Origin of the sequence: Mycobacterium sp. E2327 (genome assembly GCF_001672675.1) — a bacterium.
Taxonomy (GTDB): domain Bacteria; phylum Actinomycetota; class Actinomycetes; order Mycobacteriales; family Mycobacteriaceae; genus Mycobacterium.
In genome coordinates, this window is the sequence record NZ_LZKE01000251.1 from 1 (window position 1) to 15,672 (window position 15,672).

General features: G+C 69.8%; 14 protein-coding genes. 7 read left to right on the forward strand and 7 right to left on the reverse strand.

From position 1 onward, the window contains the following. The 3 genes from A5712_RS28615 to A5712_RS28625 all read left to right on the forward strand — a co-directional run. The coding region (locus A5712_RS28615; RefSeq protein WP_197519525.1) for a PLP-dependent transferase at positions 1-192 on the forward strand (192 nt) is incomplete at its 5' end. A gap of 11 nt (positions 193-203) precedes the next feature. Further along, positions 204-1,331, forward strand: a complete 1,128-nt coding sequence (locus A5712_RS28620) for a homoserine O-acetyltransferase (RefSeq protein WP_068113528.1) — start codon at positions 204-206, stop codon at positions 1,329-1,331. Next, the gene (locus A5712_RS28625) at positions 1,328-2,062 is read left to right on the forward strand and encodes a class I SAM-dependent methyltransferase (RefSeq protein ID WP_068113532.1); all 735 of its coding nucleotides are present in this window, start codon (positions 1,328-1,330) and stop codon (positions 2,060-2,062) included. Before A5712_RS28620 ends, A5712_RS28625 begins: the two co-directional genes overlap by 4 nt. Positions 2,063-2,072: 10 nt before the next feature. Here A5712_RS28625 and A5712_RS32565 read toward each other — a convergent pair whose 3' ends face one another. From A5712_RS32565 to A5712_RS28645, 4 genes are all read right to left on the reverse strand, one after another. Next, a complete protein-coding gene (locus A5712_RS32565) occupies positions 2,073-3,326 on the reverse strand; it encodes a PE-PPE domain-containing protein (protein WP_068113535.1) in 1,254 nt (417 codons plus the stop codon). 54 nt (positions 3,327-3,380) lie between these two features. After that, positions 3,381-4,793 (reverse strand): HNH endonuclease signature motif containing protein, encoded by a 1,413-nt coding sequence (locus A5712_RS28635; RefSeq protein WP_068113538.1) that lies wholly within the window; start codon positions 4,791-4,793, stop codon positions 3,381-3,383. Positions 4,794-4,941: 148 nt separating this feature from the next. After that, positions 4,942-5,322 carry a VOC family protein gene (locus A5712_RS28640; RefSeq protein ID WP_068113542.1) on the reverse strand — a complete coding sequence of 127 codons (381 nt, stop codon included), beginning with the start codon at positions 5,320-5,322 and terminating at the stop codon, positions 4,942-4,944. Beyond that, on the reverse strand, positions 5,322-6,764 hold the full coding sequence (locus tag A5712_RS28645; RefSeq protein ID WP_068113545.1) for an FAD-dependent oxidoreductase: 1,443 nt from the start codon (positions 6,762-6,764) through the stop codon (positions 5,322-5,324). Before A5712_RS28645 ends, A5712_RS28640 begins: the two co-directional genes overlap by 1 nt. 259 nt (positions 6,765-7,023) lie before the next feature. Here A5712_RS28645 and A5712_RS28650 point away from each other — a divergent pair, with 259 nt between their 5' ends. Next, positions 7,024-7,503 carry a DUF732 domain-containing protein gene (locus tag A5712_RS28650; protein WP_068113548.1) on the forward strand — a complete coding sequence of 160 codons (480 nt, stop codon included), beginning with the start codon at positions 7,024-7,026 and terminating at the stop codon, positions 7,501-7,503. A gap of 62 nt (positions 7,504-7,565) precedes the next feature. On the opposite strand, the gene A5712_RS28655 is transcribed toward A5712_RS28650, so the two are convergent. Both A5712_RS28655 and A5712_RS28660 read right to left on the reverse strand, forming a co-directional pair. Beyond that, on the reverse strand, positions 7,566-7,841 hold the full coding sequence (locus A5712_RS28655; RefSeq protein WP_068113551.1) for a DUF3017 domain-containing protein: 276 nt from the start codon (positions 7,839-7,841) through the stop codon (positions 7,566-7,568). Positions 7,842-7,844: 3 nt separating this feature from the next. Then, the gene (locus A5712_RS28660; RefSeq protein ID WP_068113554.1) at positions 7,845-8,693 is read right to left on the reverse strand and encodes a bifunctional methylenetetrahydrofolate dehydrogenase/methenyltetrahydrofolate cyclohydrolase; all 849 of its coding nucleotides are present in this window, start codon (positions 8,691-8,693) and stop codon (positions 7,845-7,847) included. Between the two features lie 39 nt (positions 8,694-8,732). On the opposite strand from A5712_RS28660, the gene A5712_RS28665 reads away from it, so the two are divergent. The 3 genes from A5712_RS28665 to A5712_RS28675 are packed head-to-tail and all read left to right on the forward strand — an operon-like array spanning position 8,733 to position 15,120. Continuing rightward, the gene (locus A5712_RS28665) at positions 8,733-9,950 is read left to right on the forward strand and encodes an NADH:flavin oxidoreductase (protein ID WP_068113556.1); all 1,218 of its coding nucleotides are present in this window, start codon (positions 8,733-8,735) and stop codon (positions 9,948-9,950) included. Between the two features lie 29 nt (positions 9,951-9,979). Next, entirely contained in the window at positions 9,980-12,670 is a 2,691-nt protein-coding gene (locus A5712_RS28670) for an ATP-binding cassette domain-containing protein (protein WP_068113559.1), read from the forward strand. Further along, positions 12,670-15,120: an ATP-binding cassette domain-containing protein gene (locus A5712_RS28675; RefSeq protein ID WP_068113561.1), complete on the forward strand. Its 2,451-nt coding sequence runs from the start codon at positions 12,670-12,672 to the stop codon at positions 15,118-15,120. Before A5712_RS28670 ends, A5712_RS28675 begins: the two co-directional genes overlap by 1 nt. Here the strand turns inward: A5712_RS28675 and A5712_RS28680 are convergent. Continuing rightward, positions 15,117-15,671 (reverse strand): pentapeptide repeat-containing protein, encoded by a 555-nt coding sequence (locus tag A5712_RS28680; protein WP_068113566.1) that lies wholly within the window; start codon positions 15,669-15,671, stop codon positions 15,117-15,119. The two genes, A5712_RS28675 and A5712_RS28680, sit on opposite strands and share 4 nt — an antisense overlap. Position 15,672: the final 1 nt, after the last annotated feature.

Sequence of the window (15,672 nt, forward strand, 5' to 3'; positions counted from 1 at the left end):
CCGGCCTCGACCACCCACGCCCAGCTGAGCCCCGAGGAGCAGCTGTCCACCGGCGTCAGCCCCGGTCTGGTGCGGCTGGCCGTCGGCATCGAGGGCATCGACGACATCCTGGCCGATTTGGAGCTCGGCTTCGCCGCGGCCCGCAAGATCGGTGCCGGGGCGGCCGACCCGCAGGCCGTGGCGGCGTTCTGAGGGGATTCGACATGACGATCTCCGACGTCCCGACGCAGACGCTGCCCGCCGAAGGCGAGATCGGCCTCGTCCACATCGGCTCGCTGACCACCGAAAGCGGTGCGGTGATCGACGACGTCTGCATCGCGGTTCAGCGCTGGGGCGAGCTGTCGCCGACGCGCGACAACGTGGTGGTGGTGCTGCACGCGCTCACCGGCGATTCGCACATCACCGGGCCCGCCGGGCCCGGGCATCCCACGCCCGGCTGGTGGGACGGCGTGGCCGGGCCGGGAGCGCCGATCGACACCGACCGCTGGTGCGCGGTGGCCACCAACGTGCTCGGCGGCTGCCGCGGCTCCACCGGTCCCAGCTCGCTGGCCCGGGACGGAAAGCCCTGGGGCTCAAGGTTTCCGCTGATCTCGGTGCGTGACCAGGTGGAGGCCGACGTCGCCGCGCTGGCCGCCCTGGGCATCGACCGGGTGGCCGCCGTCGTCGGCGGATCCATGGGCGGCGCAAGGGCTTTGGAGTGGATCGTCGGCCACCCCGACCGGGTCCGCGCCGGACTGCTGCTCGCGGTCGGCGCGCGCGCCACCGCGGACCAGATCGGCACGCAGGCCACGCAGGTCGCGGCCATCAAGGCCGACCCGAACTGGCACGGCGGCGACTACTACGAGACCGGGCAGTCGCCGGACGCCGGGCTGACGATCGCCCGCCGCTTCGCGCACCTGACCTACCGCGGCGAGGTCGAGCTCGACACCCGCTTTGCCAACGACAAGCAGGGCGGCGGGGACAGCCGCTACGCCGTGCAGAGCTACCTGGAGCACCAGGGCGACAAGCTGTTGGCCCGCTTCGACGCCGGCAGCTACGTCGTCCTGACCGAGGCGCTGAGCAGTCACGACGTCGGCCGCGGCCGCGGCGGCGTCGAGCGCGCCCTGCGCGGGTGCCCGGTGCCGGTGGTGGTCGGGGGCATCACCTCCGACCGGCTCTACCCGCTGCGGCTGCAGGAGGAGCTGGCCGAGCTGCTGCCCGGCTGCTCCGAGCTGCACGTCGTCGACTCCATCTGCGGGCACGACGGGTTCCTGGTGGAGTCCGAGGCCGTCGGCAAGTTGATCCGCAAGACGCTCGACTTGGCGGACTCGGCTGATCGGGGTCGGCGGTGATCCGCTCCGGCCAGGAACGCTCCCTCTCGTTCGGCTCGGCGGCCGCCGCCTACGAGCGTGGCCGCCCCTCCTATCCGCCCGAGGCCATCGACTGGCTGATCCCGCGCGGCGCGCGCCGCGTGCTGGATCTGGGCGCGGGCACCGGCAAGCTGACCACCCGGCTGGTGGAACGCGGCCTGGACGTGGTGGCCGTCGACCCGATTCCGGACATGCTCGAGGTGCTGCGCTCCTCGCTGCCGGAGACCCGTGCCCTGCTGGGCACCGCCGAAGAGATTCCGTTGGAGGACAACAGCGTTGACGCCGTTGTCGTCGCGCAGGCGTGGCACTGGGTTGATCCCGAGCGCGCCATCCCGGAGGTGGCCCGGGTGCTGCGGCCCGGCGGACGGCTCGGCCTGGTGTGGAACACCCGCGACGAGCGGCTGGGCTGGGTGCGCGAGCTGGGCGAGATCATCGGCTCCGACGGGGACCGGGGCCGCTTCGACGTGTCGCTGTCGGCGTCGTTCACCGATCCCGAGCGTCATCAGGTCGAGTGGACGAATTACCTTACGCCGCAAGCACTGATAGACCTGGTGGCGTCGCGCAGCTACTGCATCACCTCGCCGACCGAGGTCCGCACCCGCACGCTCGACCAGGTGCGCCAGCTGCTGGCCACCCATCCGGCGCTGGCGAATTCGAACGGCCTGGCGCTGCCGTACGTGACCGTGTGCATCCGGGCGGCGTTGGCGGCGTAGCTCGTTCGCGTCACCAGAAGAGGTTCGGCAGCGGGGGCAAGCCTTGCAGCACGCCCTGGGAGAAGTACGGCCCCGCGTTCGGTGTCAGGGACGAGTAGCCGTCGTTGACGATCGGTTCCAGGAACGAGTTGAGGTTGTCGACGATCGGTTGCGGAACGCCAATCTGCTGAAGCGGCAACAACATTGGCAGGGTCGGTGACGGGACCATGTAGGTGGTGATGGTGCCGCCCAGGGAAGTGGTCGTGCTGGACAGCTGCACCGCGTCCGACATCGAGGCCAGCGATGTGGTGTTGTGGTGGTAGATCCCGCCGGCCAGCGCGTTGACCCACGCCGGGATGTTCCAGGGCCGGTCGGGCGGGTTGCCGAAGAAGTCGTACTGCCCGAACACCACGCTGACGTCGTACTGGGTGTTCGGCAGGCCCTGCGACGTGTAGTCGACGAAGGGCACGGTCACGCCGTTCGGCAGGTAGATGTGGAACAGGCCGGTCTCGGGGCCGTTGAACAGGGCGAACTGCAGGGCGCTGTGTGGTGGAGCGGTTGGGTCTGCTGCCAGGGCGGCCAATTCGCGGTTGACCACGAGCGTTCCCTCCGACAGCGCCGCGATGCGCACCGGTGCACCGCTGCCGTTCGTGAAGGCATTGAAGATCTGGTCGTTGAGCGCCTGCTGCCCCATGGCGAGGGCCTCGTTGACGCCGGGTGCGGCCAGGCTCCCGCTGATGAAGCCGATGCTGGCCGGGTAGTTGACCACCTGGGAAGTGGTGCCGGGGAACCAATTCTCGCCGATGGCGTGGTTCAGCAGGTCGTACCCCTGCAGGATCGACACGGAAATGGGGCCCGGGATGCTGCCCGCATAGAGCAACTGCCCCAGATACGGCAGCTCGGTGATGAAGTTCGGGTAGTACAGCGGTCCCGCGCCGGGAACCGTGATCCGCGTGCCCGCCGCCGCGCCCGGGATGAGCGGGGACCCCAACAGCGCCTCGGCGGTTGCGATCTCGGTGTTCAGATACGTGCCGGCGTTGGCCTGCAGGGTGAGGACGAACTTTTCGTGCAGCTGCGCCGCTTGCGCGGTCATCGCGTGGAATGCCTGGCCGTGCGCGCCGAACAGGCCGGCGATGCTCCTCGACACCTCGTCGGCGCCGGCCGCCAGCAGCGACGTCGTGGAGCTCGCGGCCGCCGCGTTGGCGGCGTCGACCGCGGACCCGATCCCGGCCAGATCCTCGGCAGCAGCCGACAACCATTCGGGCGCGGCGAGGACATACGACACCTGGTGCCTCCTTGCCCCCGATCGGTGGCTGTGAGGCTACTCGCGGCCGGGACGCTAGGCGTGGCTTTCGTCTTCCTCGTCGACGCCGTCGTCGTCGTCATCCTCGTTGGTGTGGAGGAGTTTTTCGGGGTGCCAGTAGGTGTTGGTGCGGGGTTGGCCGTGGTCGAGGTGGGGTGGGGGGATCCATTCGGTTTCGCCTTTGGTGTTTTTGCGGGTGGTCCAGCCGTCGGGGTGCAGCATGCGGTGTTGGCAGCCGCAGGCGAAGGTGAGGTCGTTGACGTCGGTGGTGTGGCATTGCGCGTAGTCGGTGACGTGGTGGACTTCGCTGTAGTAGCCGGCCACGGTGCATCCCGGGGCGCTGCAGCCGCGTTCCTTGCCGTACAGGACGATTCGTTGGGCCGGGGAGGCCAGGCGTTTGGTGTGATACAGCGCCAGGGCTTTGCCGGTGCCGTGATCGAAGATGGCCAGGTAGTGCCGCGCGTGGCGCGCGAGGCGGATGACGTCGCTCATGGGCAAGATGCTGCCCCCACCGGTCAGACCGCGTCCGGCGGCGGCTTCGAGTTCGGCCAGGGTGGTGGTGACGATGATCGAGGCGGGCAGCCCGTTGTGTTGGCCCAGCGTGCCGGAGCACAGCAGCGCGCGCAGCGCGGCGTTCAGCGCGTCGTGATTGCGCTGTGCGGCCGAGCGGGCATCGGTGTCGATCGCGTCTTGGCGGGGCGCCCCGTCCACGGTCGGCGTGTCATCGCTCGGGTTGCACATGCCGGGCGCGGCCAGCTTGGCCAACACCGCTTCCACTGTCGCACGGGCTTCCGGGGTCAGGTGGCCGCGCAGTTCTGACATCCCATCGGAGCCTTGGGGACCCAACGTCAGCCCGCGCCGCCGAGCCCGGTCGTCGTCGCTGTAGGTGCCGTCGGGGTTGAGGCAGTCGGCCAGCACGGCGGCCAACTCGGCCAATTGCTCGGGACGATACTGGGTGCCCTCGCCGGCCAACTTGGCTTCCACCTGCTCGCGGGTGGCGTGGTCGACCCAGCCGGGCAACTGGCGGAAAAACCGCCGGATCACCCGCACCTGCCCGGCGCCCAGGGTACCCTGGCGTTGGGCGGCGGCGGTGGCGGCCAATACCGGCGCCAACCGCTCGCCGGTCAGGCCGTGGCGCGGCCCCAGCTCGGCCGCCTCGCTGATGCGCCGAGCAGCCTCGCCGCGACTGATCAACGTCGCCTCGGCGATCGCATGCGACAGCTTGCCGCCCAGCTCTTCCGCGGTCGCCTGCCGGGCAACGGCATTGATGATCGGATGTTCTAGGGACGGTATCCGCCGGCGCATCTTCTCGAAGCGCTCGAGCAACGCGAGGTGCTCGCGGGTCGTCAACGCCTCGCAGTCAAACGCGGCCAAGGCATCGAAGTCGGCGTCCCAGCGATCCAGGGCGGCCGACAACGCCTCCCTGTCAACGACACCGTCCGAACTCATACCGCCAAACTAGCCACCCCCACCGACAAAAACCGCCGCCCCGAGACGCCTGAAACCAAAGTGGCGCAAGCTATTTGAAAGCGTCTGCGTGGTGCAACAATCAGCGCACCCTGGGGCCAGTGAAACAAAAGTGGCCCGAGTTGTTGGCTCAGCGAGGCGCGGGCTGGAACAACTCCACGAGGTTGCCGGAGGGGTCCTGAATCAGGACCTGTTGCCCGCCGGGGCCGCTGAGGATGTCGTTGCGGAAACTAACACCGGCCGCGCGCAGCCGCTCGGCCTCGGCCGAGATGTCTTCGACGACAAGCTGTATGCGGTTCCAGCCGCCGGGTTCCGGCGTGGCGCCGTCGGGCATCGGACGCGCCGCGGAGCTCTTGGGACCGGCCAGCAAAAGTTGCAGCGGGCCGCGCACCACGGCGGCAAAGGCGGGCGCGGCGTCCAGGTCGACGCTGAAACCCAGGTGGGTGATGTAGAAGTCGAGCGCCGCCCGAACATCGTCGACGAGGTAGCGGACGCGAGCGAGTTCGACCATCAGATGTTCAACCCCGAGTACATCACCCGGTTGGGGTCGTACTTCTGCCGCACCGTGGCCAGCTGCGACAGGTTCGGGCCGAAGTACCGCGACGGCGAGCTGTTGGCCTCCAGGTAGTTGACGTAGCCGCCGACCGAAAACTGTTGCACCGCTTGGTGTGCGGAACTCAGCCACTGCTGCGCGGCCGCCACCTGGTTGGCGGCGGGCTCGACGTACCACTGCAAGAGCACCGACTGCTGGCGCCACGGGAAGGCCGTGTTGCCGGCCGGCACGTCGCCGACGGCGCCGTCCAGCGGGTCGATCAGCACCGCCGCCTTGCCGCCGGAGGCGGGCCACTGCCCGATCGCGGTCGCAACGGCATGCGCCGCAGCGGAATTCATCGTCGCGAGCACGTCGGATCCGGCCACGAACCCCACGGGCGACCCGGTCGAGCTGCCCCCGGCCAGATACGTCACCAGGTCCATGTGGCCAAGCGTCTTGTTCACGACGGCCGTCGGCGCCACCCCGACGGCGGACTTGATGGCGTCGACCACACCGGAACCGGCGCCGGCCGGGCAGGTCGCCAGCACGTGGCAGTTCGGCTGGCTGCCGACCGAGAGATCGACTATCCCCCAAGTGTTTCGGTCCGCGGCGCTCAGCCACGACTGCCAGCCGGCGAGCACCTGCACCGCCGACGCCGGCGGGAAGTCCAGCCGGACGACGTCGCTGTCGGCGGTCGCGAAGGTGGCGAACGTCATCGACGTCGTGACCCCGAAATTGCCACCGCCGCCACCGCGCAACGCCCAGAACAGATCCGGATGATCGTTGGCGGACGCGGTGACCACGTCGCCACTGGGCAACACCACCGTGGCCGACTGCAGGGCATCGCAGGTCAAACCCGCATGGCGGCAGTCGGCGCCCACCCCGCCGCCCAGCGCCAGTCCTCCGATGCCGACGCTCGGGTAGGTGGCGGTGGGGATCGCGCGCCCGGCGCCAGCCAGCCCTTGGTGCACCGCGTACAGCGTCGTCGCCGGCGTGACCGTGGCATTGCCGGCGCCGTCGACGTTCACCGCGCCCGGAAGCCCGCGCAGGTCGATGACCATCGCGCCGTTCGGACTCGACGCGCCGATGTACGAATGCCCGCCCCCGCGCGGGGCGATCTTGAGCCCGTTGGCCGTCGCGAACGCGACCGCCTTCTGCACGTCCGCCTGTGACGACACCTTGACCACCGCCGCCGGATTGGAGTTGTTGTAAAGCGAGTTGAAAACCTGCTTGCCCGTTGAGAATTGGGCGCCGCTCGCGGGCAGTAACACGTTGCCCCCGATGGAGGACGCCAGGCCGCCCCAGCCGGTGGCGGGGTCGGCGGCGGCGCGCGCGCTGCCGAAAACCGCTCCGGTCGCGAGCATTCCGACGGCGCCGCGAATGAATGTCTGACGCGAGATGCCCCGGTGATTCGTCGTCATGGGCCGGATTCTGGTCCAAACGGCCACTGAAAATCCGGCCTCCGCCCGAGTGTCAGGTCACAGTGTGGCTTCGATCCGCCGCCGGCCCGCCGCGGCACCCCGCGGCGTAATAAGCGACGTCGCGCGCACGATCCCCTCACGAAACGCTTATTGTGCAAAACTTTATCGCACCGTGTTGTAAACGTGACAAAACTAGACCAGAGTTCCACAAGTGACTGGAGTGCCCACAGAGCACCCGGCAATAGACGGGGAGGTTGGCATGAAGGCACTTACCGCGGAGACCCAGCGGTGGATCTGGGTGTTTCGTCACCAGCCGCTGACCATCCGCCTGCTGGCCGCCACCGCGGCCCTGCTCACCGTGGCCGCCGCCTTCGCGGCGCCGGCCGAGGCGGACCCGGCAGCCGACGACGCCTTCATCGACGCGCTGAACCACGCCGGCATCGACTTCGGCGAACCCGGCAACGCGATGTCGGTTGGCGAGTCGATCTGCCCGATGCTCGCCCAGCCGGGCGGGAACTTCGCCGCCGCCGCGGCCACCGTCAGCCACCGGGGCCTGTCACCTCAGATGGCAAAGCTGTTCACCACCATCGCCATTCAGTCGTACTGCCCGCAGGAGATGGCCAACATCGCCAGCGGCAACCCGGCCGCCGGCATTCCCGGGGGCCTGCCCGGGCTGGCGGGCGGCATCCCCGGTGGCATCCCCGGCATCCACCAGATCCCCGGGATGCCCGCCGGTTAGCCCCCGGCTAGCCCAATGGTGGCGACCCGCCGCGCCCGGCTACGCCGCGCTTGCGATCGCCACTAGCGAGTTCCCAGCGGGTCAATCGTCGACGCGATATAGACCATCGCCGCGGCCACCGTCGCGGTGGTCAAGAAGTCGATCCCCCGGCTGCGCACCACCAGAAGGCCGGCCCGCTCGTCGGACAACACCAACCGCAGCACCGCCGCCACGCCGACCCCGATGCCGATCAGCAGGGCACCGCGGCGCCAGAAGTTGGCCGCCGCCAAGACAAATGCCGCGGCGAAGATCAGCTCGACCAACAGGATCGGCCACTGGGCCCGTAGCACAGCGCGCACGCGTTACTGCCGTCCCTCGGCCAACTCGACGACGTTGGTCAACAGGAACGCGCGGGTTAGCGGCCCGACGCCACCGGGATTCGGCGACACATGACCGGCCACCTCCCACACGTCGGGGTGCACGTCGCCGGCGAGCTTGCCGTCCACCCGGCCGACGCCGACGTCGACGACGGCGGCTCCGGGACGCACCATGTCGGCGGTCAGCATGTGCGGCACGCCGACGGCGGCCACGATGATGTCCGCCTGCCTGGTCAGCGCCGGCAGGTCGCGAGTCTTGGTGTGGCACAACGTCACCGTGGCGTTCTCCGAGCGGCGCGTCAGCAGCAGTCCCAGGGGGCGCCCGACCGTCACGCCGCGGCCGATGACGACCACATGCGCCCCGGCGATCTCAACGTCGTAGCGACGCAGCAGGTGCACGATGCCGCGCGGGGTGCACGGCAGCGGCGCCGGGTCCATCAACACCAACCGGCCCAGGTTTGTCGGGTGCAGCCCGTCGGCGTCCTTGCCCGGGTCGACGCGCTGCAGCGCCGCGTTCTCGTCCAACTGTTTCGGCAGCGGCAACTGCACGATGTAGCCGGTGCACTCCGGGTTGGCGTTCAGCTCGTCGATGGTTTCGTTGAGCTGCGCGGTGCTGATGTCGGCCGGCAGGTCGCGGCGGATCGACGTGATGCCGACCTTGGCGCAGTCCGCATGCTTGCCGCGCACGTAGGCCTGCGACCCGGGGTCGTCGCCGACCAGGATGGTGCCCAGGCCGGGGGTGCGGCCCGCTGCCGTCAGTGCGGCCACCCGCTGGGTGAGGTCGACGAAGATTTCGTCCCGGGTGGCCTTGCCGTCCAGCGTGATTGCGCCCACGCCTCACAGTTTGGCATGCCGCAGAGGTAGCCTCCTCGCATGTCTACCCCTCCAGACGTGTTCAGCCCCGGCAAGCTGGGGCCCATCACGCTGCGCAATCGCACCATCAAATCCGCCACCTTCGAGGCGCGCACGCCCAACGCCCTGGTGAGCGACGACCTGATCGAATACCACCGGTTGCCGGCGGCCGGCGGCGTCGGGATGACGACCGTCGCCTACTGCGCGGTCTCCCCCGGCGGCCGCACCGAGGGCAACGGCATCTGGATGCGCCCGGAGGCGGTGCCCGGGTTCCGGCGGCTGACCGACGCGATCCACGCCGAGGGTGCCGCGGTGAGCGCGCAGATCGGCCACGCCGGTCCGGTCGCCAACGCCAAGTCCAACAAGGCGACCGCGCTGGCGCCGGTGCGGTTCTTCAACCCGATCGGGATGCGCTTCGCCAAGAAGGCCACCCGCGACGACATCGAGGACGTCATCCAAGGCCACGTCAACGCGGTCCGGCTCGCCATCGAAGCCGGCTTCGATGCGGTCGAAATCCATTTGGGTCACAACTATCTCGCGAGCGCCTTCCTGTCCCCGCTGATCAACCGGCGCAACGACGAATTCGGCGGATCGCTGGAGAATCGGGCCAAGGTCGCCCGCAGGATAGTCATGGCCGTGCGGCGCGCGGTGGAGAAGGAGGGCACGCCGATCGCGGTCACCGCCAAGCTCAACATGTCCGACGGCGTGCGCGGCGGCATCAGCACGAAGGAATCGCTGATCACCGCCAAGTGGCTGCAGGACGACGGCGGCCTGGACGCGATCGAGCTCACCGCGGGCAGTTCGCTGGTCAACCCGATGTACCTGTTCCACGGCGACGCGCCGGTCAAGGAATTCGCCGGCGCCTTCAAGCCGCCGCTGCGCTGGGGCATGCGGATGACGGGCAAGAAGTTCCTGCGCGAGTACCCCTATCGCGAGGCCTATTTACTGCGCGACGCCAAGCTGTTCCGCGCCGAGCTCACGATGCCGCTGATCCTGCTCGGCGGCATCACCAATCGGGAAACGATGGACCTCGCGATGGCGGAGGGATTCGATTTCGTCGCGATGGGCCGGGCCCTGCTGGCCGAGCCGGACCTGATCAACCGGATCGCCGCCGACGGCGCCGCGCACAGCGTGCATTCGGCGTGCACGCACTGCAATCGGTGCATGCCGACGATCTACACGCGCACCCGATGTGTGATCACCGGCGCGCCGGACGCGGTAATTCAGCCCACAGGGTGAAAACAGGTGCACCCGCTACAGTTGTGGCAATGAGTGCACCAGCCCCGCCTGCATTAACGGTTCGTCATGACGGGTCGGAGCGCACCTTCGCCGCCGGTCACGACGTCGTCGTCGGACGGGACCTCCGGGCCGACATGCGCATCACGCACCCGCTGATCTCGCGCGCGCATCTCTTGCTGCGGTTCGACCAGGGCAGGTGGCTGGCGATCGATAACGGCTCGCTCAACGGGACCTTCTGCAACGGCCGGCGGGTGCCGGTGGTGGACATCCACGACGGCCAGAGCATCAACATCGGAAATCCCGACGGGCCGCAGCTGACGTTCGAGGTGGGCCGCCACCAAGGGCTGGCGGGTCGCCCGCCTCGCACCGAGTCGATGGGCATCCCGGTGGCCCAGCCGGGCGCGGCGTGGTCCGGTCAACCGGGCCCTCCCGTCGCCGCTCCGCCCGGCCCCCCGCCCGGACCCCCGGGTCGGCAACCGAACTGGGCCGCGCAGGCGGCGCGACGCCCGCAGGTCGCCGCGCCCCCGCCGCCCGGCCAGCCCATGTACCCGGCCGCCGGCGGGCGCCCGCCATATCCGACCAGCGCGCCGCCGCCCCCCAATTTCCAGCCGCACCCGCAGATGTCCGCCGTGGGGTCCGCGCCGGCGGCGCCGGAAACCCAGATGTCGGCCAACCTGACCAAGCCGCCCGAGGTGGCGAACCTGGCGACCAAGATGTTCCAGGCGCTGCGGCCGTCCCGCTCCGGGGCGATGCCGAAGTCGTCCGACGCGATCACGATCGGTCGTTCCACCGACAACGACATCGTGATCCAGGACGTCCTGGCGTCGCGCCATCACGCGTTTTTGACCCAGACGCCGCTGGGCACCGAAATCCGCGACGCGCACAGCGTCAACGGCACCTTCGTCAACGGTGTCCGGGTCGGGTCCGCGATCTTGACCGAGGGCGACGTGGTCACGATCGGAAACGTCGACCTCGTCTTCACCGGCGACACCCTGGTCCGCCGCACCGAGGCGGCGACGCGCACCGGCGGGCTGGAGGTGAACGCCGTGACGTTCACCGTCGACCACGGAAAGCAACTGCTCGACCACATCTCGCTGACCGCACGCCCCGGGACGCTCACCGCCATCATCGGTGGGTCGGGCGCCGGGAAGACCACGCTGTCGCGCCTGATCGCCGGGTACACCACCCCGAGCACCGGCACCGTGACGTTCGAGGGCCACAACATCCACGCCGAATACGCGTCCATGCGCAGCCGGATCGGGATGGTCCCGCAGGACGACGTCGTGCACCGCCAGCTGACGGTCAACCAGGCGCTGGGCTACGCGGCCGAACTGCGGCTGCCCCCCGACACCAGCAAGGCCGACCGCGAGCAGGTCGTCGCGCAGGTCCTCGAGGAACTCGAGCTGACCAAGCACGCGGACACCCGCGTCGACAAACTCTCCGGCGGCCAGCGCAAGCGCGCGTCGGTGGCGCTGGAGCTGCTCACCGGGCCGTCGCTTCTGATCCTCGACGAGCCGACGTCGGGCCTGGATCCGGCGTTGGACCGGCAGGTGATGATGATGCTGCGCCAGCTCGCCGACGCCGGCCGCGTGGTGCTGGTCGTCACCCACTCGGTGGCCTACCTGGACGTCTGCGATCAGATACTGCTGCTGGCGCCCGGGGGCAAGACCGCGTTCCTGGGGCCGACCAGCCAGATCGGCGCGGCGATGGGCACCACCAACTGGGCCGACATCTTCGCCAACGTGGGCGCCGACCCCGACGAGGCCAACCGCCGCTTCCTCGCCGAAAACCAGCCACCGGAGTTGCAGGCCCCCTCCGATGCCAGCCCGGGCGACCTGGGCGAACCCGTGCACACCGACGTCCTGCGCCAGTTCTCGACGGTGGCGCGCCGCCAGGTGCGGCTGGTCATCTCCGACCGGGGCTACACGGTGTTCCTGGCGCTGCTGCCGTTCCTCATCGGCATCCTCACGCTGACCGTGCGCGGCAAGACCGGGTACGGCATGGGGGACCCGCTGAGCAACTCGCCCAACCAGCCCGACCAGATTCTGGTCATGCTGACCGTGGGCGCGGTGTTCATGGGCACCGCGCTGACCATTCGCGACCTGGTCGGCGAGCGTCCCATATTCAGGCGTGAGCAGGCGGTCGGCCTGTCGACCGCGTCGTATCTGGCCGCCAAGATCGTGGTGTTCAGCGCGTTCGCCATCGGGCAGGCGGGCATCACGACCGCGATCTCGGTGATCGGCTGGGGCCAGCCGATCGCCAAAGCCGTGATGCTGGGCAACGTCAGCTTCGAGCTGTTCTTCGACGTCGCGCTGACGTGCGTGGCCTCGGCGCTGTTGGGCATGGCGCTGTCGGCGATCGCCAAGTCCCAGGACCAGATCATGCCGTTCCTGGTCATCGCGATCATGTCGCAGCTGGTGTTCTGCGGCGGGTTGATCTGGGTGACCAACCGCCCCGTCCTCGACCAGTTGTCGTGGGCCACGCCCGCGAGGTGGGGTTACGCGTCGGCGGCGTCGACGATCGACACCCACCGGCTCGTCGTCGGCCCGACCGACCCGAAGGACCAGCACTTCGATCACAAGGCGAGCGCGTGGCTGTTCGACATCGCGATGCTCGTGGTGTTGTGCGTCGTCTACAGCGCCATCGTGTGGTGGAAGCTCCGGCTGAAGGGCCACTCGTCGGGCCGCCGCAGTCTGTCGAGGAACCGGCGCAAGCGCTGATGGGCCAGCCCGGGCAGCCAGTGCTGACGGTGCGGTCCCAGCGATCCGAAGGTAATTTCGCGCCGGGTCGCGACGTGGTCGTCGGCAGCGACCTGCGCGCCGACCTGCGCGTGGCGCACCCCCTGATCGCCCGGGCGCACCTGCTGCTGCGCTTCGAGGGCGGCCGGTGGGTCGCCGTCGACAACAACTCGATGAACGGGGTCTTCCTCAACGGCCGGCGGGTGCCGACGGTCGACATCCGGGACGGCCAGGCCATCAACATCGGCAAGCCCGACGGACCACGGATCACGTTCGAGGTCGGGCACCACCAGGGCACCGTCGGGCTGCTCCCGGCGACCGAGACGCTCCCGACGATCCCACCACGCAGCGGCCCGCTGCCGGTGCGCCCGCGCCCACCCCAGCCGCCGCCTCGCCCGCCCGGCGACGACGTCCAGCGCACCACCGCGATCCCGATCCTCCGGCCGCCCCCGGCCATCGACGACGCAAACCCGCCCACCCAGATGGGCGTGACCGGCGAGGTCGCCGAGTTCCCGACCACGCGGGTCAGCGCCCCCGTCGCGCGGATCGGCCGCTCGCTCGACAACGACATCGTCGTCCACGATGTGCTGGCGTCGCGCCAGCACGCGTTCCTGACCGCGACGCCGGTCGGCACCGAGATCCGCGACGCGCACAGCATCAACGGCACCTTCGTCAACGGGATCAGGGTCGGATCCGCCGTGCTCGCCGAGGGCGACGTGGTCACCATCGGCAACGTCGACCTGGTGTTCAGCGGCGGCATGCTGGTCCGCCGCCAGGAGGTGGCGGCGCGGTCGGGCGGCCTGGAAGTGCGCGAGGTCAACTTCGCGATCAACGGGAAGAATTTGCTCGAACGCGTCTCGATGACCGCCAGGCCCGGCACCCTGACCGCGATCATCGGCGGTTCGGGCGCCGGCAAGACCACGCTGTCGCGGCTGATCGCCGGGTACGCCACCCCGACCTCCGGCTCGGTCACGTTCGAGGGCCACGACATCCACACCGAGTACGCGTCGCTGCGGACCCGGATCGGGATGGTCCCGCAGGACGACGTCGTGCACCGGCAGCTGACGGTCAACCAGGCCCTCGGCTACGCCGCCGAACTCCGGCTGCCGCCCGACACCAGCAAGGCCGACCGCGAACAGGTGGTGGCGCAGGTGCTCGACGAACTGGGGCTGACCAGGCACGCCGACACCCGGGTGGACAAGCTCTCCGGCGGCCAGCGCAAGCGCGCGTCGGTGGCGCTGGAGCTGCTCACCGGGCCGTCGCTGCTGATCCTCGACGAGCCGACGTCGGGCCTGGACCCCGCCCTGGACCTGCAGGTGATGACGATGCTGCGCCAGCTCGCCGACGCCGGCCGCGTGGTGCTGGTCGTCACCCATTCGCTGACCTACCTCGACGTCTGCGATCAGGTGCTGTTGATGGCGCCGGGCGGCAAGACGGCCTTCCTGGGCGCGCCCGGCCAGATCGGTGACGCCATGGGCACCACCAACTGGGCCCAGATCTTCGCGAAGGTGGGCGCCGACCCCGACGAGGCGAACCGTCGCTTTTTGGCGCAGAACAAGCCCCCGCCCCCGGTCGAGTCGGCGCCCGCCGATCTGGGCACCCAGGCCCGCACCAGCGTGCGGCACCAGTTCTCCACGATCGCGCGGCGCCAGGTCCGCCTCGTCGTGTCCGACCGCGCCTACTTCACGTTCCTGGCGCTGCTGCCGTTCGTGCTGGGCGCACTGTCGCTGACGGTGCCGGGGAACACTGGCTTCGGGGTCGCCCAGTCGACCAGCGGGACGCCCGACGAGGCCGCGCAGATCCTGACCTTGATGTCGATCGCCGCCGTCTTCATGGGCACCGCGCTGACCATCCGCGATCTGATCGGCGAGCGCGCGATCTTCCGGCGCGAGCAGGCGGTGGGCCTGTCGTCGGGTGCCTACCTGGCCGCCAAGCTCACGGTGTTCTGTGCGTTCGCGATCGTGCAGGCGGCGATCGTGACGGGCATCGTGCTGCTGGGCAAGGGCGCGCCCAGCCAGCCGGCGGTGCTGCTGGGCAACCCCAGCTTCGAGCTGTTCGTCACCGTGGCCGCGACGTGTGTGGCCTCGGCGGTGCTGGGGCTGGTGCTGTCGTCGCTCGCGCGATCCAACGAGCAGATCATGCCGCTGCTGGTGGTGTCCCTGATGCTGCAACTGGTGCTCGCCGGCGGGATGGTGCCCGTGACGGGCCGGATCTTCCTCGACCAGCTGTCCTGGGTGATGCCCTCGCGCTGGGGATACGCGGCATCCGCGTCGACGGTCGACCTGCGGGCGCTGGTGCCCGGTTCGCTGCTGGCGCAGGACGCCCACTGGGCGCACACCCGCGGCGCGTGGCTGTTCGACATGGGGATGCTGGTCGCGCTGTCGGCGGTCTATTCCGCGATCGTGCGCTGGCGCATCCGGCTCACGCGCTAATCCTTGGCGTCGAAGCGCAACCCGTGCGCCAGTGCAAACGCCATCGCCTGCTCGACGTCGACGCGCGCCCCCGCCAGCGAGGCGGTCCGCCACACCGACGGGTCGACGGCGGCGCCGCGCAGGTCGGCGTCGTCCAGCCGGGCGCCCGTCGTCCGCGCGCCGGACAGGTCGGCGCCGCGCAGCACGGCCTTGCGCAGGTCGGTCTCCACCAGGCTGGCCTCCCGCAGCCGGCAGCCGGAGAGGTCGACGCCGCGCAGGTCGTTGCCGCCGAGCACCGCGAGGGTGAAGTCGACCTCGTCGAACGTGATCGGGCGCATCCGGCAACCCACGAACACCGAGCCCAGCATGCTGCACTGCGCAAAGGTGCTGTGCCACAACAAGGTTCGTTCGAACGTGCAGTTGCGAAACGCCGACCCGCGGTGGTCGGACTCGGCCAGGTTGGCGCCGCCGAAGTCGCAGTCGGAAAACACCACCCGTTCGGTGCGCAGCCGGCTGAGGTCCTCGTCGCGAAAATCCGTGCCGGTCAGCTCGCGATCGACCCAGTGCTGCAAT